Here is a 23,561-nt window from a genome sequence, read left to right as displayed (position 1 = left end):
GATCCGCGCCGCTCGCTACGTGCAAGGGGAACCCCGGCCGAGGCGGCGCGTTGAGACAGATCGACACAAATGGCGGAAGGTCCCCCGAATGAACCACCAAAGCGCAGCGCAGGACAGCGCCGAACCCGAAACGGCGCGCCGTCCTGCTGCGCTTTTGCGCAACCTGCACCGCATAGAATACCTGCTGGCCGGGCTGCTGATCCTCTTTACCTTCTGGTCGATCTCGCTGGCCAAGGTCATCGTCCTGCCCATCGTGCTTGGCCTGCTCATCGCGCTGACGCTGGCGCCCTTCGTACGCTGGCTGCGCCGCCTCGGCCTGCCCTCGCATATCGCCGCCATCCTGATCATCGTCTCCATCGGCTCCGGCATGGCCTATGGACTCTACATGCTGCGCCTGCCGGTTCAGATGCTGATCCAGCAAGCCCCGGAGATCCAGCAGGAACTCCGGCTGAAGCTCTGGTCCGTCGGTCAGAAGATCGAGCGCGTCCGCGAGGCCTCCGAACAAATGCAGGCCCTTACCGGCGGCGAGGCCGAGGCCGGCGACGACGAACAGACGACCGTCGTGGTGCGCGAAGGCTCGGTCCTGCAAACCGCGCTCGCCTCGGCGGCGGGCACCGGCTCGGCGCTGGTGATCGCGCTGCTGCTGGCGCTGTTCCTGCTGTCCTCCGGCGATATGTTCCAACGCAAGCTGGTCGAGGCGATGCCCGATTTCGCCCGCAAACGCCGCGCGCTACGGATCAGCCGCGTGGTGGAACGACAGATCTCGCGCTATCTCGCCGCGATCACGGTCATCAACGCGGGCCTCGGCATTTCCATCGGCGTCACGCTGCATGTGCTCGGGATGCCTTATGGTCTGTTCTGGGGCGTCGCGGCCTTCCTGCTGAATTATCTGCCCTATCTCGGGGGGATGCTCGGCACCGTCGTCGCGGGCGCCGTGGCGCTGGTGACCTTCGACAGCTTCGGCCAGGCCATGCTTGTGCCGGCCGCCTACCTGTTCCTCACCTCGATCGAAGGCCAGCTGATCACCCCGATCCTGGTCGGGCGGCACCTGCGCCTGAACACCGCTGCGGTCTTCATCGCGGTGATCTTCTGGGCCTGGCTCTGGGGCGTCGCCGGGGCGCTGCTTGCGGTGCCCTTCCTCGTCTTCCTCAAGGTTGTCTGCGATCACATCCCGGCGCTTCGGATCATCGGCAGCTTTCTGGAAGGCAGCGAAGACGCCAACCTGCGCCGCAAGATCAGTCGCCGCCGCAAACGTGCCAGACGGCGGCGCGGGCAAAGCAGCGCGCGGACTGCCGACATGGGCCTGCGTGGCAGCGGCGAGCCAGGCGGCGTGATCGCCGGGCCGTCTTCTGGCGGCACAGCCACAGGGCTGGCCGGCTCAACCCCGGGCCGTGCCCCCCTGCCGACGCCTGCGAAACTACCCTGAACCCCGCGTCCGGCCCCAGAGGCCTGGCGTTGCCGGACCCGCCACACCTTCAAATTGTGGCGAATTGTTTGACTTTCCCGCGCCTTGCGTCACAACCTCGCCCCTACGTCGGGAAAACAGACGTCGTGAAAGCAAAGGACCCGCGCCCTTGGTGCAAAAACGCCCCCTCGCCTTGCCGGGCCAGCGCATCGGCCTTCTGGGCGGGTCCTTCGACCCGCCGCATGAAGGCCACCGTCATATCACGCTGGAGGCGCTGAAGCGTTTCGATCTGGATGCGGTCTGGTGGCTGGTCAGCCCCGGCAACCCGCTGAAACCCCATGGCCCGGCCCCGATGCAGGCCCGGCTGGCCGCCGGCCGCGCCCTCATGCAGCATCCAAGGGTCCATGTCACGGGGATCGAGGCCCGTACCGGCACCCGCTACACTGCCGAGACGCTGCGCGCGCTGAAAGGGCTTTATCCCGGCACGGGCTTCATCTGGCTGATGGGGGCCGACAACCTGGTCCAGATCGATCGCTGGCAGGAATGGCGCTGGATCATGAACAACGTGCCCGTCGGGGTGCTGGCCCGCCCCGGCGAACGCCTTGCGGCGCGCGAATCCCGTGCTGCCCGGATCTATCGCGGCGCGCGGCTAAACGAACGCGACAGCCGTTTGCTGGGCCGACATGGCCTGCCGCAATGGTGTTTCGTCAATGTCCCGCTGGTCGCGGCCTCCTCCAGCCGGATTCGCGAGACCGGCGGCTGGAAAGTGGCGGAAGAACGCTCAGATGCCCCCACCGAAACGCCCCCTGACCGGGGCGACCCCGCGGCCGCCCTTGGCGCGCGGTCGCCGCGAGGTTAAAGTACGCCGGTTCCCGAACCGCACCGCAACATGCGACGCCGCGTGCAGGGGCGGCACAATCGCGTGAACCGGACTGTTGGCCGTGTTGACCCGGCCTGCGCCGCAGCCCTAGAAATGGCACCGCATCGGTCAGGGGATCAAGCTCAGGGGATCACGCACATGGATCAGGGCCCGAAGCGTGAAGCCCGAACCGGACGACCGGCGATTGACGGAGCCGTAAGACTTACCCGCAAGACTACCGACACCAAAGGACCCGCCGTGGGGCCCCAGCAGCCGAACGAACCGAGGTGACATGAAACAGATCCGCCGCAGGAGCTTTCTGGCCATGCTGGCCGCCGGCAGCGCCGGGGCCGCGCTTGCCGCGCCCGATGGCACGATCCGGCCAAAGTCCCGGCCCGCCAACCTCGGGCAGCGTAGCGTCTCGCCCGCTGACGGGCTGATCGAACGGGCGCGGATCAGCGGCGAAACCCATTTCGCCCTGGCCGACATGAACACCGGCGCCCTGCTGGAAGACCGCAGCAAGGATATTCCCCTGCCCCCGGCCAGCGTCGCCAAGACCGTCACGACGCTCTATGCGCTGGCGACCCTTGGCGGCGATTACCGGTTCCGCACCCGGCTGCTGGCCACCGGCCCGCTGGTCGGAGGCAAGCTCGACGGTGACCTGATCCTGGCCGGTGGCGGGGATCCGGTGCTCGATACCGCCGACCTTGCGGACCTTGCCACCGGACTGAAGATCGCCGGAGTGACCGAGGTCACGGGCCGCTATCTTTACCACGCCAATGTCGTGCCCGAAGAACGCCAGATCGACGCTGCCCAGCCCGATCAGGTTGGCTACAACCCCGGCCTGTCGGGACTGAACCTGAATTTCAATCGCGTGCATTTCGAATGGAAGCGTGAAGGCGGCAAATGGGTCGCCACGATGGATGCGCGGGTGCGCGACCTGAAACCCCAGGTCAGCGTCGCCACCATGGAAATCGTCGACCGCGCCGGACCGGTCTATACCTTTGCCGATACCGATGGGCGCGACGCCTGGACCGTTGCATCGGGTGCGCTTGGCACCGGCGGGGCGCGCTGGCTGCCGGTCCGCCGCCCCGCGGCCTATACCGCCGAGGTCTTTCAGGTCCTCGCGCGGTCGCATGGCATCGTGTTGTCCGACCCGCAGCCGATCCGAGAACTGCCCGAGATCACCTACCAGATGGCGATGCACGAAAGCCCGGCGCTGACCGAAATCGCCGAAGACATGCTGTATTATTCCAACAACATGACGGCCGAGATGCTGGGGCTGACCGCCTCGATGGCGCGGGCGCGGATCAACGCGCCGCTGCCCCCCGCACCGCTGGTGGCCCCCTATGCCGCGCCCCCGGCCAGCCCGCCCGCAGCGGCCGCAGAAGGGCTGGCCCAGGGCTCGGACGGGGGCGGGCTGACTCCGGTCTTCGCCAGCACATCGAATACCGCGCCGGAAACCTTGCGCGATTCCGCCGCCGAGATGAGCCTTTGGGCCCGCCAGCACCTTGGGCTGAAGACCATCGACCTGGTGGACCATTCGGGCCTTGGCGATGCCTCGCGGATCTCGGCCGGTGACCTGGTGACCATGCTGCTGAGTGAGGAAGCCAAGCGTGACCTGCAACCGCTGCTGAAAAAGATCACCCCGCGCGATGCCTCCGGGCGGCCGCAGTCCGACAGCCCCATCGGCATTCACGCCAAGACAGGTACACTGAATTTCGTCTGCGCCCTGGCGGGATATGAAAAGGCGGCCAGCGGGCGGATGATGGTCTTTGCCATCATGTCCGCAGATGCGGAACTTCGCGACGCCCTGACACGCGCGCAACGGGAAAGCCCGCCGGGCGGTCTGCCCTGGGCCAACCGCGCAAGAATGCTGCAACAGAACCTGATCCGCCGCTGGGACGAGATGTTCGGGACCGCCTGACAGCCCCGAAATATACAGAACTCAGCAACGTCCTCTGTAACCGCAGGCCCGCTTGCGCGGATCAGCCGGGCCTGCCCAGGCAGCGATCAATAGACCCAATGCCGCGGCTCTGGCTTGTCGGCCTGAAGGCGCACCGCCTTCAGCACCGCGCCTTCCGGCATGGTCTTTTCGACATAGGCGCCGAGGATCGGCATCAGGCATAGAACGCCCAGACCGATGATGAGAAACCTGCGTTTCATGTGACTGCTCCCTTTTGTGAGTCGTTCTTGTCTGCTCGCCTGCCAATTTGCCCCGGATGGGGATTCTTGCAAGACACACAGGCTCACGAAGAGGTCAGCATTCTAGCTATCTGCGCGGGTTGGGCGGGACCTTGCCTATCGCGCAGGGTGACTCACTCGGTCAGGTGGCGCGCGCGCGCGCCACGCTCGATCGCGGCGGCATGAAGCCGGTCCAGATCCAGCTCATAGCGGATCTCTTCCAGCAGGCGCAGCTCGGCTTCGCGCAAGGTGCCATCGGCGGCGGCCACATCGCAGGCCAGCGCATAGGCGGTCTCGAACAGCCGCGCGGGCAGGTTGTCGCGGATCAGGCCGAACAGCGCATCCAACCCGTCTTCTTCGGAAAACAGTTCGAACACGATCAGCGACATCTGCTGGATGCGACTGTCGTCATAGGCGCCGAAGATCGGCAGGGTATTCACCTGGTTCTCGATCTTGATCAGCTCGGCAGTCCGCACGTTCTGGTCGGAAACGGAAACCGCGATCATCAGCAGCACGAGGCAATCCTGCGATGACAGCGTATGGGGAGGTGTGGGGGCCATGGGGGTCCTTCCTTGGGATCCGCGACGAAACCGCGTCGCAGGGGCTTTCCCTTCAGAATATTGACCTCTCCGCCCCCGCACAATAGGAAGCGCAGGCCCCGGCGAAGGGGTTGCCCTGTTCTATGGAGACGATCATGTCCGATCTGCGCGCTGCTGCACTGGAATCGAAGGCCTGGCCTTTCGAAGAGGCCCGCCGCCTGGCGAAGCGTTACGAGAAGACTCCGCCGAAATCCGGCCACGTCCTGTTCGAAACCGGCTACGGCCCCTCGGGCCTGCCCCATATCGGCACCTTCGGTGAGGTGCTGCGCACCACGATGATCCGCCGTGCTTTCCAGGAAATCAGCGACATCCCGACCCGGCTGATCTGTTTCAGCGACGACATGGACGGCATGCGCAAGGTCCCCGGCAACGTCCCAAACCAGGACCTGCTGAAGGAAAACCTGCACCGTCCCCTGACCAGTGTCCCCGATCCCTTCGGCGAATTCGACAGCTTCGGCCATCACAACAACGCCATGCTGCGCCGGTTCCTCGATACCTTCGGCTTCGAGTACGAGTTCTTCTCGGCCACGGAATTCTATGCCTCCGGTGCCTTCGACGAGGTGCTGAAACGCGCCGTCGAGAAATACGATGACGTGATGAAGGTGATGCTGAAGTCCCTGCGCGAGGAACGCCAGCAGACCTATTCCATCTTCCTGCCGATCCATCCGGAAACCGGGCGCGTGCTTTACGTCCCGATGAAAGAGGTCAACGCGACCGATTACACCGTCACCTTCGACGACGAAGACGGCCGCGAATGGACCCTGCCCGTGACGGGCGGAAACGTGAAGCTGCAGTGGAAGCCCGACTTCGGCGCCCGGTGGGCCGCGCTGGCCGTGGATTTCGAGATGTACGGCAAGGACCATTCCACCAACACGCCGATCTACGACCGCATCTGCGAGATCCTCGGCGGCAAGAAGCCCGAGCATTTCACGTATGAACTGTTCCTCGACGACAAGGGCCAGAAGATCTCGAAATCCAGCGGCAACGGGATCTCGATCGACGAATGGCTGAGCTATGCCAGCACCGAGAGCCTGAGCTACTTCATGTTCCAGAAGCCCAAGACCGCCAAGCGGCTGTTCTTTGACGTGATCCCGCGGGCGATGGACGAATATCACCAGCAGCTGCGTGCCTATCCCGATCAGGATGCCAAGGGCCAGCTGGCCAACCCGGTCTGGCATATCCACGGCGGCGACGTGCCGGCCAGCGACATGGTCGTGCCCTTCTCTATGCTGCTGAACCTCGCCTCGGTCTCGGGTGCCGAGGACAAGGAGACCCTTTGGGGCTTCATCGGCCGTTACGCGCCCGAAGCCAGCCCCGAGGCGAACCCCCAGATGGATCAGGCCGCCGGTTTCGCGGTGCGCTACTACAATGACTTCGTGAAACCCGGCAAGGTCTTCCGAGCCCCGACCGACGCCGAGCGCGAGGCGCTGGAAGCGCTGCGCGACGCGCTTCGGGCCCATGACGGCGAGATGACCGATGAGGGGCTGCAATCGGTGGTCTATACCGTCGGCCGGGATCGGTTCGACCCGATGAAGCAGTGGTTCTCCTGCCTTTACGAGGTGCTTCTGGGTGCCAGCCAGGGCCCGCGGTTCGGTGGTTTCATCGCGCTCTATGGCGTCGCGGAAACGGCCGATCTGATCGACCGCGCGCTGGCCGGCGATCTGCTTTGATCCGTTTTTGAAAGACGATCATGGGCGGCCCCTGCGGGGGCCGTTTTCATGTCAGGGCGATGCCAGACCAAGATCGCCGGGCGTCAGGCGATAGGCCTTGCCGAAGCCACCGTTCAGAAACGCGGTCTCGGGCATCAGGCGCACCAACAGGAAATCCGTGAACCCGATGTAAAGCTGCGCCTTGGGACGCTGGCTGATGTAGTGCTGCGCCAAATCGTCAAAGCCGGGATCATCGCGCAGCACCGGCGCCGGCCGGGCCTGCACGGTCAGGCGCGGGTGGGTCAGCGGGTCGCCCTTGTCCCCCGGTTCTCCCAGCAGCAGTGAACAGGACGCGCCGGTCAGCAGGGCCTCGGTGTGCAGCGCCAGCCGGGACACCAGTGTCAGGGGCACGCCGCCGGGATCCCGCGCCAGGGCGATGCGCGTCACGAAGGGCGCCCCCTGCCCGGTCAGCGTGGCAAGGGCAGCATGGGGCAGTTGCATCAGGGTCACGGCCGTGGCGCGGGCGCCGTCGCCCACCGGGCGAAAGGGGTCTGTCATGCCCGCACCCTAGCGCGGGTCAGGCGCGGTCAAAAGCCCGGTGAAACCTTAAAAAACTGCGCCAGATGCCGATCTTCAGCCGCAGGTCATCACTGTTGTACAGCCCCGACGAGGCCCCGAGGTCAAGGTCCAGCCCCGGCCGCAACCGGACCGCCGCCGACCCTTCCAGCCGGGCATAGGGCAGATCGCCATAGATCTGGCCCGACTGGATCTGCCCATACAGCTTCAGCCCCTCGGTCACGTTCAGCCCGAAGGTGGTGTCGACCTTCCAGTCATAGGTCTGGTCGTCGATGAAATATTCCAGCACCGCATCGGTGACGATCCAGCCGGAAGGTTTTTCCGACCCGCGCCCAAAGGAAATCCCCGGACGCAACACCGGCTGGCGATCGACCGTGCCGATGCCGATCTGGCCGCCGATGTTCAACCCGAACATCGGCGGCAGCGGATAGGCCAGAAACAGGACCGCCTTGCCGACATCGGAAATCGCCCCGCCAATGTCGGCCCCGATGGTCAGGTCCGGGGTCAGGCCATATTCGTGGAAATAAGTCAGCGAGGTCCAATCGCTGTCCTTCCCCTGATGCAGGTATACCGCTGACGAGACAAAATGATTGCCCTCGCCGCGCGGCCAGGCCCCCGCCTGCGCCTGCCCGACGCCCAAGGACGTCGCGATTCCGATCAAAAAGGTTGCCGCCCGGTGCATCCGTAGACTCCGCCCGTTTCTTCCGGGCCGTTAAAGTCTCGCGGGTCGTGGTTAACGTTTTGCTAACATGCGTGCGTGCTGGACCTCAGGCCGCCTCGGTCTTGCGTGGGGGTTCGACCAGATAGGGGATGCGCAGGCCCTGCCCGAAGCAAGTCACGATCAGGTCGTCCGGCGCACCGATCGCGGCCAGCTTGGCGCGGATGCGGCAGGTGTAGACGTCGATGATCTTGGGGTCCGGTTCGTCTTCCCAGGCGTAGATCTGCATCATGATCTGATCGCGGGTGACGATCCGGCCGTTGCGCAGCATCAGCATCTCGATCATCTCGTATTCCACGCGTGTCAGGTGGATCGGCATCTCTTCGTAGTGCAGCTTCATCTGCCCCAAATCCAGCCGCAGCCCCCCGGTTTCCAGCACCGGCAAGGCGAACCCCGCCGCCCGGCGCACAAAAGCCCTGAGCCGCGCCGCGATTTCCTGGGTTCGGTCGGGCCATTCGATCACGTCGTCGGCGCCGGCAATCAGGAACGGGGCCCGGATTTCATCGGTATTGCGCCGCGACACGACGCAGATCACCAGATGCGGATGGGCCATCCGCAGACGCGCGACCAGCTTCACCGCCGGCATGTCGGGCATATCGGGATCGACCAGAATGGCATCGATCTCGGCCGAGGCTGCGAATTCCAGGGTTTCCTCGGCATTGGCCGCTTCGGAAATGTAGAAACCTTCCTTGCCCAGGTTATGGGCAAGGCCGGCGATATTCCAGGTCGTATCCGTCACGAGAAGGCGCATCTCGGGTCTCCTGTTCCTGCAGAAGCGACGAATGTGGGGGAATGCGCTGACGATCACGGGCGCAGAAGCGGCCCACACCGTCACACGAGTTTTCTTGAAAGCGCGGCTTTGCCACTGACGCCCGGCCCGGTCGCGAAGATCCCGTCTTCGGTGCCGGCAGGGCGTCCTTACATCATGAATACGATATTGAACGCCCCGCGTCTCGGGAAATCCAAAAAAAGGTAAACCAATTCATCAGCTTGGTTAATGAAAACTTGTCGGAAGGGCACGGGCGCCGACTCCGCGCCCTCCGGTTCGCAACCGAAGGACGCGGGAGCACGTGACAGACGTTCAGGCCTTGCGGCGCGACGTACGGTCCGCCATCCGGCGCACGAAGACATAGAAGCTGGGGATCATGAAGACACCGATGAAGGTCGCCGCGGCCATGCCACCCAACACGCCGATGCCGATGGCGTTCTGCGCCGCCGCCCCGGCCCCGCTGGCGGTGGCAAGCGGCACCACCCCCAGCATGAAGGCGAAGGAGGTCATCAGGATGGGCCGCAGCCGCATCCGCGCGGCCTGGATCGTGGCTTCGACCAGTTCCTTGCCTTCGGCCTCCAGATCCTTGGCGAACTCGACGATCAGGATGGCGTTCTTGGCCGCCAGCCCGATGGTCGTCAGGATGCCCACCTTGAAGTAGACGTCATTGTCGCCGCCCGCGAACCAGGCCGCCGTAAGCGCGCCCAAGATACCGACCGGCACCGCCAGCATGACCGAGAAGGGGATCGACCAGCTTTCGTACAGCGCGGCCAGCGACAGGAAGACCACGAGCACCGAAAGCGCATAAAGGTAGGGCGCCTGGTTCCCGGATTGCAGTTCCTGATAGGACAGCCCGGTCCAGGCCACGTCGAAGTCCCCGTCGATGCCGGCGACGATTTCCTCCATCGCGTCAATTGCATCGCCCGAAGATGTTCCGGCCGTGGGCGACCCGGAAATCGACATGGCCGAGGTCCCGCCATAGCGCGCCAGCGACGGAAAGGACGACACCCAGTCCGTGGTCATGAAGGAGGCAAAGGGCACCATCTCTCCGGCATCGTTGCGGGCGTACCAACTGGCGATGTCTTCGGGCTGCATGCGGAATTCCGCGCCCCCCTGCACCATCACGGGGCGCAGATTGCCGTTCATGTTGAAATCGTTGACCGAAGAGCCCGAGAAGATGATCGACAGCAGCGCGTTGACGCTGGACAGCGAGACGCCAAAGCTTTCGGCCTTCTGCTGATCGAGGTTGATCTGCAACACGGCCTCGTCTTCATCCCCGGTCACGCGCAGGTTCTGCACACGCGGATCCGCGGTGGCCTGCGCCTCAAGCTCGGCCGCAGCGGTGCGCAGGGCCGTCAGCCCGTTGCCCGCCTGGTCGATCAGGTACATCGAAAAGCCCGAGGTATTGCCCAGCCCCGGAATGGCCGGTGGCTGGATGAAGAAGACCCGCCCGGCGCGCAGGTTGCCGAAACGGGCGTTGCCCCGCCCCACGACTTCGCCGGCGGTCGCGCCGTCGCCTTCGCGGTCCTCGAAATCCTTCAGCTTGGCAAAGACCATCGCGGCATTCTGCCCCGACCCGCCGAACCCGAAGCCGAGCGTGGCAAAGGTGCTTTCCACGGCCTCGGCTTCCTCGGTGCGCAGGTAGGCATCGATCTGGTCCACCACGGCCTTGGTCTGCGCGGTGGTCGAACCTTCGGTCAGGCGGACGATCACCATCATCACGCCCTGATCCTCTTCCGGCAGGAAGGACGACGGCAGCTTGGTATAGATCGCGCCCGCCCCGAATGTGACCGCGGCCAGCAGCACCAGCATGATGAAGGGCGCCTTCAGGAAACGCCGGACGATGCCGGAATAGCCCCGTGTCACCCGGTTGAAATTTCGGTTGAACCAGCGCGCCGGGGCGATGCTGCTGCCCTCTTTGGACGAGCGCAGCAAGGTGGCGCATAGTGCCGGCGACAGGATCAGTGCGACCAGCGCCGACAGCACCATGGCGGTGATGATGGTGATCGAGAACTGCTTGTAGATCACCCCTGTCGAGCCGGTCATGAAGGCCATCGGCAGGAAGACCGCCGACAGGACCAGCGCGATGCCGACCAACGCCCCGGTGATCTGGCCCATGCTTTTCACGGTGGCTTCCAGCGGGTCGAGGCCATCTTCTTCCATCACCCGTTCGACGTTCTCGACCACCACGATGGCATCATCGACAAGCAGGCCGATGGCCAGCACCATGGCGAACATGGTCAGCGTGTTGATCGAATAGCCGAAGGCCGCCAGCACCGTGAAGGTGCCCAGAAGGACCACCGGCACGGCGATGATCGGGATCAGCGTCGCGCGCCATTTCTGCAGGAAGATCAGGATCACCAGCAGCACGAGGATCACTGCTTCGATCAGCGTGTGATAGACCTTTTCGATCGACAGTTCGACGAAGGGCGAGGTGTCATAGGCGGTTTCCACCTGCACCCCGTCGGGCAGCGCGGGCAGCAGCCGGGCCAGCGTGGCGCGCACCGCCGCCGCCGTGTCCACCGCATTGGCCCCGGTCGAAAGGTTGACGCCGAAACCGGCGGCGTTTTCGGCGTTGAAATAGGCATTGGTACCGTAGTCTTCCTGCCCGATTTCGACCTGCGCCACGTCTCCGAGGAAGACCGCCGAGCCGTCTTCTTCGACCTTAAGCAGGATCTGTTCGAATTGCGCTGCCGAGGTCAGCTGGCTTTGCGCCGTGATCGTGGCGGTGAACTGCTGCCCTTGCGTGGTGGGCAGATCGCCGAGCGAGCCGACGGAGACGGTGGTGTTCTGGGCCTCGACCGCACTGGTCACATCCGAAGGCGTCAGCTGATACTGCGCCAGTTTCAGCGGATCGAGCCAGATGCGCATCGCGTAGCCCGAACCGAAGATGTTCACGCTGCCGACGCCTTCGGTACGCTGCACCGGGCCACTGATCATGTTGTCGAGGATATCGCCAAGCTCGATCGTGGAATAGCGCCCGTCGGGCGACACCAGCGCCCCGACCATAAGGATGGAATCCGACGACCGCGTGACCGTCACGCCGCTGGACTGCACCTTGTCGGGCAGCTGGCTTTCGATCTGGCTGACCTTGGACTGGACCTCGTTCTGGGCATCCACGGGCACGACGCTTTCATCGAAGGTCAGCGTGACCGAGGAACTCCCCTCTCGCGAGGAGGAAACCATGTAGAGCATCCCGTCGATCGCGGTCAGGCTGTCCTCGATGACCGAGGTGACGGAATTCTGCACCGCATCCGCCGTGGCCCCGGAGTAGCTGGCCGAGATGCGGATCGTGGTCGGCGCGATTTCGGGGTATTGCGAGACCGGAAGCTGGGTAAAGGAAAAGGCCCCGGCAAGCATGGTCACGATGGCAAGCACCCAGGCGAAGACCGGGCGGTGAATGAAGAAATTGACCATGATGCCTAGTTCCCGCCAACCGTTTCGGGATCAGGCCCCGGTCCGGGCCCGGTCTCGGCAGCCGCGCCCTGCGCCTGATCGACCACGATGCCGTCGGCATCTATGGTGACCGGCACCGGTTTGATCTCGGCCCCCGCCTTGAGGTCGCGCAGGCCATCGACGATCAGGCTGTCGCCCGCCTCGACGCCTTCGGTGGCGATCCAGGCGTTCTCATAGGCGCCCTGGGTCGTCAGGGTGACCTGCTTGGCCGTGCCGTCCACGGCGATGAAGGCCGTCAGCGTGCCGTCGGAACTGCGCGAGGTGGCGCGTTGCGGCACAAGGATCGCCTCGACGCTGCCGACCGTGGCGCTGACGCGCAGGAACTGACCCGGCAGGATCAGCCGTTCGGGGTTGTCGAATTCAAAGCGGAAATCCACTGTGCCGGTGGTGGTCGACACTTCGGTCGAGGGCGTGACAAGCGTGCCGGGGCCCTCGTAGACCTGACCCGTTTCCAACACCAGCTGGATGTCGACCTTCTCGTTCGGCACCAGCGATCCCTCCTGCATCCGCGCGCGGTTGCGCAGCATCCGGGCCGAGCTTTCCTGCACATCGACATAGATCGGATCGACTCGCGTGACCGTGGCCAGGGCATCGCTTTGATTGGCGGTCACCAGCGCACCGACGGAAAACTCCGACAGGCCGACAATGCCCGAAATCGGGCTGCGGATCTCGGTCCGGTCCAGGTTCAGCTGCGCCGATTGCAACGCCGCACGGGACGCCGCCAGGGTGGCACGGGCCGAAGCCAGCGTCGCCGTCGCGGTATCACGATCCGCCTGGGTGATCGCCGCCGAGGTCAGTTTTTCATAGCGATCAACTGTCGCCTGGGCCACGGCCAGTGCCGACAAGGCGCTGTCCCGACCCGCTTCGGCCGCGTCCAGAGCCAGGGCATAGGTGTCCGAATCCAGACGGAACAACAGGTCACCAACCTCGACCTCGCTGCCGGCGCGATAAGAAATCTCGTCGATGATACCTTCGACACGGGGGCGGATCTCGGTCTCGTCATGGGCGACGGCGCGCCCCGGCAGGGTCACCGTATAGGGCACGAGACCGCTTTCCAGCAGGACCACACCGACCTCGGTCGGGCCTTTGGGGCCACCCCGGAACTGGGCCTCTGCGGCGCCCGGCAGGGCGATCAGCAGGCCAAGCACACAGCCGGCCGCAAGGGCCATGGCGCGGCGGCCGGTAACGGGGCGCAAGGGGGGACGTGACTGTCTGGCCGCGATCTGCGTCAGGGGGCGTGGGGCGGTCATCTGTTCTCCAAATCCGTCGAGTCGCGGGCCTTTCCAGACCGGGGCTCTTGGTAGCACGGATTGGGTCGGATTTTCCGCCGGCTTGAAGCACAACTTTTCGCGACATGCCCTGCACATGCGGCTTCGCGAAATTCATCTGCCCGACTGGCAGGCAGATGGCGTTCCCTGCCCCCCGGATCGCGGGGGCACCGGGGCGGCACGCCCCACGGCAGGGCGACGCAAAAAGGCCCCGGAACCTGTCCGGGGCCTTTCGGTTTCCAGAACGCTGACCGGCCCGGAAACCCCTTGGATCAGAAGGTCTTGGTCAGGCCGACATAGTAGGACCGGCCCGGTTCATTGAAGGTGTTCGCGCCATCGCCCGACCGCAGGACCGAAGTGTCGAAGACGTTCTTCACCCCGAAGTTCACGGCGAAGTCTTCGTTCACGTCATAGGTGCCGCCGAAATTGACCAGCGTATAAGGATCACGGGAATCCGTGTCGTCATAGGCATAGCCGGTGGCGGCATTGGTCGAAGCCGCGTCGATTTCACCGTAGTGAACCACCGACGGGATAAGCGTCAGCTTGTCGTTCACGTCCCAGTTGACCGAGGCGTTGATCGTGTACTCGGGCACCAGGCTCAGCGGATCGCCGGTCTGCTTGTTTTTCGAGGTGATCATGTAGGTGAAGTTGGCGTTGAAGCTGACGCTGGACGAGACGATGTAGTTGATGTTGCCTTCAAGACCCGAAACTTCGGCTTCGGGGATGTTGACCCACTGGTAGACACGATACTGATCGGCCCCGACGGTGATATAGGCCAGCTGTTCTGTGCCGGACTGGATCTTGTCGCGGTAATCGTTGTGGAAATAGGTCAGCGTCCCGCTCAGCCCGTTCGGACCGTCATAGGCGGTGCCGAGTTCGAAGTTCAGGCTGGTTTCCGGGTCCAGATCCTCGTTGCCCAGGACATAGCAGGGTCCGTCGCCGTTGTAGGGATAAGGGCAGCCGTTGCCGCGGGTCGTGTAGATGTAGTTGGGGTTCAGCTGGTAGAGGTTCGGCGCCTTGAAGGCGGCCGCGTATCCCGTCTTGATCTTCCAGGACGGCGACACGTCGACCGAGGCATTGAGCCCGCCCGAGACATTCATGCCGAAAGTATCGGCATAATCGACCCGGAACGCCGGGGTGATGGTGGTGGCATCGCCGTAAAGGATGTTGGCTTCACCATAGAGGCCGATGATCGTCTGCGAGCTGATCGGATCGCGGTCCGCTGCAGAGGCCGAGGTATCACCGTAGTCGAAGTCGATATCCCCGCGCGAGGTGATCAGATCGGTGTTGTTCATGCGCTCGTAGCGAACTTCGCCGCCCAGCGTCCAGACCGTCTCGTGCCCCATGAAGGAGCCGTCGATGTCCAGCTCGCTTTTCGCCGTGACGTTGTCGAGCAGCGTCGTGGTCCAGTCCTCGGTCGAATTGATCCGGCCTTCACCGCCACCCGAGGCGCCTTCGCTCAGACGGTTATTGTCCGAATGCTCGTACTGAAGGTAGGATGTCAGCTCACCAAAGGCATAGTCGCCCGTGTGGGTGATCGCCGCCGTGGTCCGCTGCATGATGTTGGTTTCGGCACCTTCGTCGGCCAAGCCTTCGGTCAGCTCGTCGGTGCTGCCAAGCTGAGTGTCACCGGCGTAGATGTTGCTTTGACGGCTGTAACCCAGTTCGAAATCGATGCGGTTGAAATCGTCGACATCCCAACGCAGCAGGGTCGAGACGTCCTTGTTCACGACGCCTTCGTTGCCGGCCAGGATGGTGTCGCCCTCTTCGACGGACGAGGCGTTCAGCGACGGATCATCCCCGTCGGACTTGTTGTAGTTCCCGATCAGGCGGAAGCTCAGGTTGTCGCCAAGCGGTTTGGCCCAAAGGAAGTTGGTCCGCCCGTTGGCGCCTTCCAGGTCACTTTCGGGCTGCTCGTAGAACAGGCTGAAGGTAAAGGTCTCTTCTTCCGGGACCTTTGTGATGATGTTGACCACACCACCGGCCGCGCCGGAACCGTAACGGGCGGCCGCCGGGCCACGGATGACCTCGATCCGCTCGACCATTTCGGCGGGAACCCAGTTGGAATCGCCGCGGGTGTCGCGTTCGCCGCCCCGGCCCATCTTGACCGAGTTGCGCGACAGCACGGGCTTGCCATCGACCAGGATCAACGTATTTTCCGGGCCCATGCCACGGATGTCGATCTGGCGCTGGTTGCCGCGCTGGCCGGTGGCCGAGGCGCCGGTCAGGTTGACGCCGGGCATCCGGCGGACCGCTTCGGACACGTCGTTGGTGACCGGGCGCGATTCCAGATCGTCTGCCGTGATCACCGAGGTGCCAAGGGATTGTTTCAGTTCATCCGATGCGGCCTGCACGGTGATCGCGTCCAGCATGATGACTTCGCCGTCTTCGGTGACATAGGTCTCCATGTCCGAAAGGCTGTCATCAAGGGTGATTTCGTCCTGGGCAAAGGCCGGAAGGGCCGTCGCCATCAGCAGGGCGGTGGTCGCAAGAAAGGCCGAGCGCCGGCTGGTGGGCCGGGTTTGCATGGTCATGGTCGTCCCCCTGGGAGTAGTGAGTTAGGAGGCCGAACACGTCGTCTCTGGCAGAGGGGGTCGGTGGACCCGGGCTGGATGAAACGGAAGTGCCTCGGGGGTCGTGATATGAGCGCCCGTTATCCGAGTAAATTGCTCAGGAACACTCCCGTATGAAAAACTCTCTCTGTGGCAAAATCGCATCAGCGTCACAGAAAGCGGTTTTTCTGCGACGGAATTCCTGCGCGATGAATTCAGCCTGCGCCGGTCCGACCACATCGGGATGGCGGCAGTCGAGGTCCAGCACCTGCACCCCACCGCAATAGGGCGCCCAAAGCGCAGGGGCCCGGTTGCTGCCTGCATGATCCAGCCGCGCATGGACATGCAGCAGCGGCGCCGCGATACGTCTTTCGCGATGTCCACGCACCAGCCTGTTGGTCTGCTGTACCGAACGCACGACGCCTTGCTGCACCGCCTCGGGAAGCTGGCCAAGCGGATGCCCGGTCTCGCGCAGGAACCCGAGGATATCGTCGCGGCTGACCAGATGGGGATAGGCATCCGGATCATGGCCCGCGATGGCCAGAAGCGCCCGGATTGCGGCGCGTTCATCCGGCTCGGGCTCATCGCGCCAGCAGTCCGACGGATAGGCATCCAGCAGCGCCAGCAGGCCAATCTCGCGTCCCCGCGCCTCGGCTTCGGCCGCGATGGCATGGGCGATGATGCCGCCAAGGGACCAGCCCATCAGGTGCAGCGAGCCGTCGGGGGCCAGCGCTTCGATCCGGTCGCAATATTCATGGGCGAGGCTGGCAAGGTCTTCGGGCAGCGGGGCATCGGGGTCCAGAAGCGGCGATTGCACCCCCACCAGGTCCCAGCCGGGCAGATGCCGGGCAAAGCCGCGATAGCACCAGGAAATCCCCCCCGCCGGATGGATCGCGAACACCCTCGGCGCCGGGGCACGCGCCGACAGATGCACGATCGGGCCGAGCCCGTCATCGCGGGCCACCACCCGGTCAAGGCGCCGCGCGAGGTCCGCGAGAACCGGCGCTTCGAACAGGGTGCCAAGGCCGGGATCGACGCCAAAGACCTCTTCGATGCGCAGGGTCAGCCGCACGGCCTTCAGGCTGTCGCCCCCAGCGGCAAAGAACTCGGTCTCGGGCGTGGCGGCGGGCAGGCCAAGGGTTTCGGCATAAAGCGCGGCCAGCCGGGTCTCGGTCCCCGGTTGCAGGGTGCGCGCCGGGGCATCGGCATGCAATTGCGGCGCCGGCAGCGCCTTGCGGTCAAGCTTGCCCGAGGCATTCAGCGGAAAGGCCGCCAGCGGCACAATGGCCGAGGGCATCATCATCGCCGGCAGCCGCGCCGCAAGGGCGGCCCGGATCGCGGACGCATCAGCCCCCCCCTGCGGCACCACATAGGCGACAAGCTGGGCCTGACCGACGTGATCCATCGGCGCCAGAACGGCGGATTGCGCCACCAGTCCGGTGCGGGCCAGGGCATCTTCGACCTCTCCCAGCTCGATCCGCACGCCCCGGATCTTGACCTGAAAATCGGCCCGCCCCTGGTAGGTGATCGTGCCGTCCCCCGCCATGGTCGCGAGATCCCCGGTGTCATAGATCCGCGCACCGGGAACGAATGGATCGGGGGGGAACCGCTCTGCCGTCAGGTCAGGCTGACCAAGGTAGCCGCGCGCCAACTGCCGCCCCGCCAGGTATAGCCGCCCCGTCACGCCGTCGGGCACCGGGCGCAGCCGGTCGTCCAGCAGATAGCAGCCGGTGTTCCAGACAGGCTTGCCGATCGGCACCGAGGTCCCGGTTTCATCCCCCCGCGCCTCCTGGAAGGTCACGTCGACGGCAGCTTCGGTCGGCCCATAGAGGTTGTGCAACCGCCCCTTGATCCGCTGGTGAAACTGACGCGCCAGGGACACGGGCAAGGCTTCTCCGCTGGCGAAGACCTTGGGGATCACCAGCCCGTCAGAAGCCGGCGCGGCGAGGAACAGGGCCAGCATCGAAGGCACGAAATGCAGGACCGAGATATCCTGGTCGCGGATCAGTCCGGCCAGCGCCACCGGATCGCGGTGCGCCCCCGGCGGGGCCATGACCAGCGTGGCGCCGGACAGGAAGGGCAGGAACAGCTCCCACACCGAAACGTCGAAGGTCGTCGGCGTCTTCTGCAGCACCCGGTCACCGGGGCCAAAGCCGTATTCCGCCCGCATCCAGAGCAGCCGGTTCACGATGGCGCGGTGGTCGATCACCACCCCCTTGGGCTGCCCGGTCGAGCCGGAGGTGAACAGCACATAGGCCGCATCGCCCGGTGCGGGGGCCCGCGGTTCGGCTTCCGGTCCCTTGTCCCAGTCTTCGGGGGGCAGAACCGGCGCGACACCGGCCGCGTCGAAATCATCGGCGGCGAGGATCAGCCTTGGGGCCGCGCGGGTCAGCATGTCCGCCCGGCGGGCCGAGGCATCTTCGGGATCGAGCGGCACATAGGCCGCCCCGGCGCGGATCACTGCCTGAAGGGCAAGGATCAGCGCGGTCGAACGCGGCAGCGCCACGGCAACCACGTCGCCCGGCCCGATCCCGCGCCCGGCAAGACGGCGGGCCAGCGCGGTGCTGCGCCGGTCAAGCTCGGCATGGCTCAGGGTTTCATCGCCGCAGACCAGCGCCGGTGCCTCGGGCGTGGCGGCGGCCTGGGCGCGGGTCAGGGCGACCAGCGTCGTCTCCGGCACCGGATGGGACGTGGCATTGCGCGTCGTGACGTGGGTCCGGACCTCCTGCGGCGTCAGGGTGGCGACCTTGGCCAGGCAGGGCGCCTGCAAAGCCGTGGCAAGGAACTGCAGCAGCCGCGCGGTATGGGCCTGCGTCGTCGCCTCGTCATAGAGCGCGGGGTTGGCGTCGGTCTGCACCAACAGGCTCTGCCCGTCACCACGATAGCAGAAGGTAATGTCGTCCACCGACCCGGCCCCGAGGATCTGCAGATGCGTCACCAGACCCACCATCTTCGGGCGGGCATCGAAGGGCAGCACATTGACCAGCGGCCCATGCAGGCGCTGGCCCGAGCCGACGCGGCCCAGTTCGCGGCGCAGGGCCTCGCCGCGATAGCGGGCGTGACGGCGCATCCCGGCCATGGCCCGGCCGGCGGTCTTGAGCCATTCGGCCAGGGGCGCGTCCTCGTCGACGGTCACACGCAGCGGCAGCACATTGACCAGCGTCGAGGGCACCCGCGCGGCTTTGGACCCCATGCGGTTCATCAGCGGCACGCCCAGGGTGACCTCGCGCGGCGCATCCGCCTCGCCCGGCACCGGGGGCAGGCAGCGGGCGACATAGGCTCCGGTCAGCGCGGTCAGGATATCAGGCCAGGACATCGAAATGTCGCGCGACAGCCCGTGCAGGCGGCTCAGCGCCTCGGGCGGCAGGGGGATTTCGTGACGGTGGAACCAATGCGAGGCGACCGCCTCGCCGGGGGCCATCGGCTCGACAGGGCCCAGATCGGCCAGCGTCTCGTGCCAATAGGCGCGGTCCTTTTCGTGCTTCGGCCCGTCGCGATAGGCATATTCCGCCTCGATCACCTGGGCATAGGGGGGAAAGCCCTCGTCCGGGTCGGTCTGCCTGGCGAAGGCGTTGTAAAGCGCGGCGATCCGGTTGGTGATCAGCATCACCGCATAGCCATCCGCCGCCAGATGGTGGATGCGTTCGCTCAGCACATGGTCCTCGGGCCCCAGGATCCACAGGGTAAAACCCGCTATGGGACCATGAAACAGGTCGGCCGGGCGCTGCGCCTCGGCCAGAAGCGCGGCCTGAAGGCTGGCTTCCGGGTCGGCTTCGCCCGACAGGTCCTGCACCGCAAGACCGGGGGCGCCGCCCGGCTCCATCCAGTGCACCGGACCAGAGGGGCCTTCGGTGAACCGCAACGACAGGCATTCGGCCTCTGCCCCAACACGGTCGATGGCCCGCGCCAGCGCGTTGCGGTCCAGCGGCCCGGTCATCCGCAGGGCCTGCCCGGTCATGAAGGTCGGGCTGCCGGGGTCGCGGCGCTGCGCGTACCAGATGCCTTCCTGGCTGTCCGACAGCGGCAGGGCGGCGGCCGGATAGGGCTGGACCCTGGTCACCGGGCTTGCGCCGCTTCGGCGATGGCCCACCATTCGGCCAATGTCCCGGCCTCCATGAAGCGGGCAAAATCGAGGCCTTCGACCTTTTCGCCCCATTTCATCAGCAGGGTCATCACCTGCATGGAATCCAGCCCGAGATCGACAAGGCTCTCGTCCGGCTCGACCTCTTCCGGAGGCAGGTCGATCTGCTTGGCGATATCGGCGCGCATCTGGTCGCAGGTCAGGGCAAGGGCGGTCTGGGTCATGTATTTTCTGCTTCCGTAGGCGTGTCTGCTGCGGCGTCCTCGGCCAGCGCGGCGGTGCGCAGCTGATTGCGCAGTTCCTTGCGGCTGATCTTGCCGACGGCGGTGGTGCCGAATTCGGTGACAAAGCGGATGTCGTCCGGCGTCTTGAAGGGTGCGACCTGGCGGGTCCGCATGAACTTGCGGATATCGAGCGCGCGCAGGGCCTGGCCCTGTTTCAGCTGGATGAAGGCGGCGATGCGTTCGCCCAGATGGCTGTCCGGGATCGACACGACCACCGCATCGAAGACGCCCGGATGCGCCAGCAGGTGATCTTCGACCTCTTCGGCGGAGATCTTTTCACCGGCGCGGTTGATATGATCCCCCGCCCGTCCCTGCACCGTCAGATGGCCGGACGGATGGCGGATCACGATATCGCCGGTGCGATAGAACCCATCCTCGAAGCTGCGCGTATTGGCGCCTGCTTCGTCGTGATAGGCCGAAATCGTGTAAGGACCCCGGGTCAACAGGTGACCGGGGCTGCCATCCGGCACCGGCTGACCGGCATCGTCGAGCACGAGGATCTCGTCATCCGGGCTGATCGGGCGGCCCTGCGTCTGGGTGATCACCGCCGGGTCATCGTCAAGGCGCGTGTAATTCACAAGCCCCTCGGCCATGCCGAAGACCTGTTGCAGGGTGCAGCCCAGTACCGGGGTCACCCGGCGGGCGGCCTCTGGCAGGAATTTCGCACCACCGACCAGCAGCACCTCCAGCGGGGCAAGATCGGCCTGGCTGCGGTCCGCCGAATCCAGCCAGAGCAAGGCCAGCGGCGGCACCAGCCCGGTGATCGTAACACCTTCGCGGCGGATCAGCGGAAAGGCCGCATCGGGCACCGGAGAGGGGAACAGAACCACCCGCGCCCCGGCATGAAGCGCGCCATAGACGCCGGGGCTGCTCATGGTGAAGTTATGCGCCACCGGCAGCACCGCGCCATAGACCGAGGCGGCGGTGACATTGCAGATCTCGTTGCTGGCGCGCAGGGTATAGATGTAATCGTCGTGGGTGCGCGGGATCAGCTTTGACATGCCGGTCGACCCGCCCGAGATCTGGACATGCGCGACGCTCTGGGGATCGGGGTCGTCGGGCAGGGTCGCGGGATCGCCGCTGATACCTTCAAGATCGGGCAGCCCGGCGGCATCGCCCGTCCCGCCGATCAGGATCACCTCGCGCAGTGCGGGGATGTCCCCCAGCAGGTCGGCGCCCAGTGCCCCGTGGTCAAAGCCGTCCATGCGCGCCTTGGTGATCATCGCCACGGCCTCGGATTTGCGCAGCAGGTGGTCCACCTCGGTCCGCCGATGCGCGGGCAACGCATAGACGGGGACCAGACCGGCGGCGAAAAGGCCGAAGGTCGCGGTAAAGAATTCGATGCAATTGTGCAGCTGCACCAACACCCGGTCACCGGGCTGGTAGCCCCGCGCCAGCAGGCCGGCGCCAAAGCTTCGGGCGCGGGCGTTCAGGGCGCCGTAGGTCAGGTTCGTATCGCCCTCGGTCAGGGCGATACGGTCGGGATGTTCCGCCGCACGGTCCCGCAGCATGGCCGGAAAGGTCTCGCCACGCCAATAGCCCCGCGCCTTGTAGCGGGCGGCAAGATCATCGGGCCAGGTCTGGGAAAGCGGCTTCATGGGGGATCTCCGAAAGGTCCGGCCGCGCGGAGGGATCCGCGCGGCCGGGAATTGCTTACATCTTCGGGGTGATACGGGTGACCTTGTCCCCGGTCTCGTCGTTGTCGCCCTGGCGCTTGTTCACAACCAGGATGCCGCCCTTGGAATCCGCCGTCAGGTGGTTCGGGTAGGAGCCGACTTCGAGGTTGCCGACCACTTCGCCATCGGCGTTCAGGACCACCACGGTGCCCGAGTTGCGCACGGCGACATAGACCAGGCCGCTGTCGGGCTGCACGGCGACGTTCAGCGGGCTGGAGCCGACGGGAACCGTCTTGATCAGCTCACCGGTGCCTGCATCAAGGATCGAGACATCGTCGGTGCCGGCATTGGCGGTGTAGATCCGGTTGCGTTCCAGATCCTCGGCCACGCCGATGACACGTTCTGCACCATCAACTGCGTAAACGGCAGTCTGTTCGCCGGTGGCCAGGTCGACCAGCGCGACTTCGCTGCTGCCAAGGCCCGAGACGACCAGCGTTCCGCTGGCGCGTTCCAGCGACATGGAGCCGGTGCCGAAGGTCTCGCCACGCTTGCCCGAGGTCAGCTCGACCGTGCCGACATGTTCCAGCGTATCGGCGTCAAAGACTTCGACGTTCGGGGTGAAGGTGGCCGAGACATAGGCCTTGCCCTCGTACAGTACGACATCGCGCGGATGGCTGACGATCCCGTCTTCGAACTGCTTGATCAGCGTGAGGTCGTCGGCGGAATAGACCGCGACGCTGTTCTGACGGGTGTTGGTGGCCCAGACCTGACCACGTTCCGCATCGACGCCCACGCCGTAGACGGCATAGACACCGCCCGCGCGGCCATCTTCACGGTCGGGGGCAGGCGCGGGGGTGACCTTGGCCAGGATTTCCAGCGTGTCGAGGTCGAGTTTAACCAGATCGGATTTCTCGACCGGCGGGCGGCCGTTGGCAGCCGCGACAAAGACGGCGCCGAGGTCCGGGGCCTCTGCCACCTGATAGAGACCGGGCACGGCGTCATGGCTTTCGACGGTGAAATCTTCGGTGCCGATCGGGCCGAGGTTCGGCGCGACCCGCACATCGAAGGTCGTGGCAAAGGCGGGGTTGGACAGTTCGGCAACCACCGGATAGGCGCCCGGCGCGGCATCTTCGGGGATCTGGACGCTGAAGGTGAATTCACCGTTGTCGTCGGCAGTCACCGGATCACCCAGCGTTTCGCCGTCCTGGCGCAGGCTGACCTGCTGGCCCGGTTCCAGACCACGCCCCGACAGCAGCACTTCGCTGCCTGCGATGATCGGCCCGCGTTCGGCGTTCGATGCGCCAAGACGCCCCGAGAAGCTGCCAAGTTCCGAGAAGGGCTCGGCCTGAAGCGCGCCTGCGGAAACGGCCACGAGGCCGGCCAGAGCGGTGGCCTTCAGCCAGCCGCGCGCTGTTACCCTGTGAAGAATCATGTATCGACCTTTCGCTGCAAGGAGACGCCGGTGTCCCGGTCTCCGTCAAAATCCCGCCCTGTTTGCTGCAGCAGCGCTGTGGCTTCTCCGCCGGGCCGGGGCCAGACGCGCGG

The 23,561-nt window shown here is 65.3% G+C and carries 16 protein-coding genes; 4 read left to right on the top strand and 12 right to left on the bottom strand.

The features are described from left to right. Window positions 1–88: 88 nt before the first annotated feature. The 3 genes from PSAL_RS15640 to PSAL_RS15630 all read left to right on the top strand — a co-directional run bounded on the left by PSAL_RS15640 (window position 89) and on the right by PSAL_RS15630 (window position 4,191). Window positions 89–1,426, top strand: a complete 1,338-nt coding sequence (locus PSAL_RS15640) for an AI-2E family transporter (protein ID WP_231388545.1) — start codon at window positions 89–91, stop codon at window positions 1,424–1,426. A gap of 148 nt (window positions 1,427–1,574) precedes the next feature. Beyond that, window positions 1,575–2,264 (top strand): nicotinate-nucleotide adenylyltransferase, encoded by a 690-nt coding sequence (locus tag PSAL_RS15635; protein ID WP_119838225.1) that lies wholly within the window; start codon window positions 1,575–1,577, stop codon window positions 2,262–2,264. Between the two features lie 292 nt (window positions 2,265–2,556). Beyond that, window positions 2,557–4,191, top strand: coding sequence for a D-alanyl-D-alanine carboxypeptidase/D-alanyl-D-alanine-endopeptidase (locus PSAL_RS15630; protein ID WP_147407605.1), 1,635 nt, complete (start codon window positions 2,557–2,559; stop codon window positions 4,189–4,191). An 86-nt stretch (window positions 4,192–4,277) separates the two neighbouring features. On the opposite strand, the gene PSAL_RS15625 is transcribed toward PSAL_RS15630, so the two are convergent. Continuing rightward, window positions 4,278–4,430, bottom strand: coding sequence for a hypothetical protein (locus PSAL_RS15625; RefSeq protein ID WP_196222725.1), 153 nt, complete (start codon window positions 4,428–4,430; stop codon window positions 4,278–4,280). A gap of 152 nt (window positions 4,431–4,582) precedes the next feature. Then, window positions 4,583–5,008 (bottom strand): tellurite resistance TerB family protein, encoded by a 426-nt coding sequence (locus PSAL_RS15620; RefSeq protein ID WP_119838223.1) that lies wholly within the window; start codon window positions 5,006–5,008, stop codon window positions 4,583–4,585. A gap of 134 nt (window positions 5,009–5,142) precedes the next feature. Here PSAL_RS15620 and PSAL_RS15615 point away from each other — a divergent pair, with 134 nt between their 5' ends. Continuing rightward, a complete protein-coding gene (locus tag PSAL_RS15615) occupies window positions 5,143–6,717 on the top strand; it encodes a lysine--tRNA ligase (protein WP_119838294.1) in 1,575 nt (524 codons plus the stop codon). Between the two features lie 51 nt (window positions 6,718–6,768). Here PSAL_RS15615 and PSAL_RS15610 read toward each other — a convergent pair whose 3' ends face one another. From PSAL_RS15610 to PSAL_RS15565, 10 genes are all read right to left on the bottom strand, one after another. Next, entirely contained in the window at window positions 6,769–7,254 is a 486-nt protein-coding gene (locus PSAL_RS15610; protein ID WP_119838222.1) for a HugZ family pyridoxamine 5'-phosphate oxidase, read from the bottom strand. Window positions 7,255–7,273: 19 nt separating this feature from the next. Then, entirely contained in the window at window positions 7,274–7,954 is a 681-nt protein-coding gene (locus PSAL_RS15605; protein WP_119838221.1) for a hypothetical protein, read from the bottom strand. A gap of 85 nt (window positions 7,955–8,039) precedes the next feature. Further along, complete coding sequence (locus PSAL_RS15600) at window positions 8,040–8,741, bottom strand: response regulator transcription factor (protein ID WP_119838220.1); 702 nt, start codon at window positions 8,739–8,741, stop codon at window positions 8,040–8,042. Between the two features lie 330 nt (window positions 8,742–9,071). Then, window positions 9,072–12,176, bottom strand: a complete 3,105-nt coding sequence (locus tag PSAL_RS15595) for an efflux RND transporter permease subunit (RefSeq protein WP_119838219.1) — start codon at window positions 12,174–12,176, stop codon at window positions 9,072–9,074. A gap of 5 nt (window positions 12,177–12,181) precedes the next feature. Further along, on the bottom strand, window positions 12,182–13,465 hold the full coding sequence (locus tag PSAL_RS15590; RefSeq protein ID WP_231388544.1) for an efflux RND transporter periplasmic adaptor subunit: 1,284 nt from the start codon (window positions 13,463–13,465) through the stop codon (window positions 12,182–12,184). A 290-nt stretch (window positions 13,466–13,755) separates the two neighbouring features. Next, window positions 13,756–16,017, bottom strand: a complete 2,262-nt coding sequence (locus PSAL_RS15585) for a FepA family TonB-dependent siderophore receptor (protein WP_231388543.1) — start codon at window positions 16,015–16,017, stop codon at window positions 13,756–13,758. Window positions 16,018–16,153: 136 nt separating this feature from the next. Then, window positions 16,154–20,095 (bottom strand): non-ribosomal peptide synthetase, encoded by a 3,942-nt coding sequence (locus tag PSAL_RS15580; RefSeq protein WP_196222724.1) that lies wholly within the window; start codon window positions 20,093–20,095, stop codon window positions 16,154–16,156. After that, window positions 20,092–20,340, bottom strand: coding sequence for a phosphopantetheine-binding protein (locus PSAL_RS15575; RefSeq protein ID WP_119838217.1), 249 nt, complete (start codon window positions 20,338–20,340; stop codon window positions 20,092–20,094). Before PSAL_RS15575 ends, PSAL_RS15580 begins: the two co-directional genes overlap by 4 nt. After that, a complete protein-coding gene (locus PSAL_RS15570; protein WP_119838216.1) occupies window positions 20,337–21,998 on the bottom strand; it encodes a (2,3-dihydroxybenzoyl)adenylate synthase in 1,662 nt (553 codons plus the stop codon). Before PSAL_RS15570 ends, PSAL_RS15575 begins: the two co-directional genes overlap by 4 nt. Before the next feature lie 55 nt (window positions 21,999–22,053). Further along, window positions 22,054–23,448, bottom strand: coding sequence for a YncE family protein (locus PSAL_RS15565; RefSeq protein ID WP_119838215.1), 1,395 nt, complete (start codon window positions 23,446–23,448; stop codon window positions 22,054–22,056). Window positions 23,449–23,561: the final 113 nt, after the last annotated feature.

This window comes from Pseudooceanicola algae (assembly GCF_003590145.2).
GTDB lineage: Bacteria > Pseudomonadota > Alphaproteobacteria > Rhodobacterales > Rhodobacteraceae > Pseudooceanicola > Pseudooceanicola algae.
The sequence above is the reverse complement of the archived record's forward strand: the minus strand, read 5'-3'. Positions and strand labels throughout refer to the sequence as shown.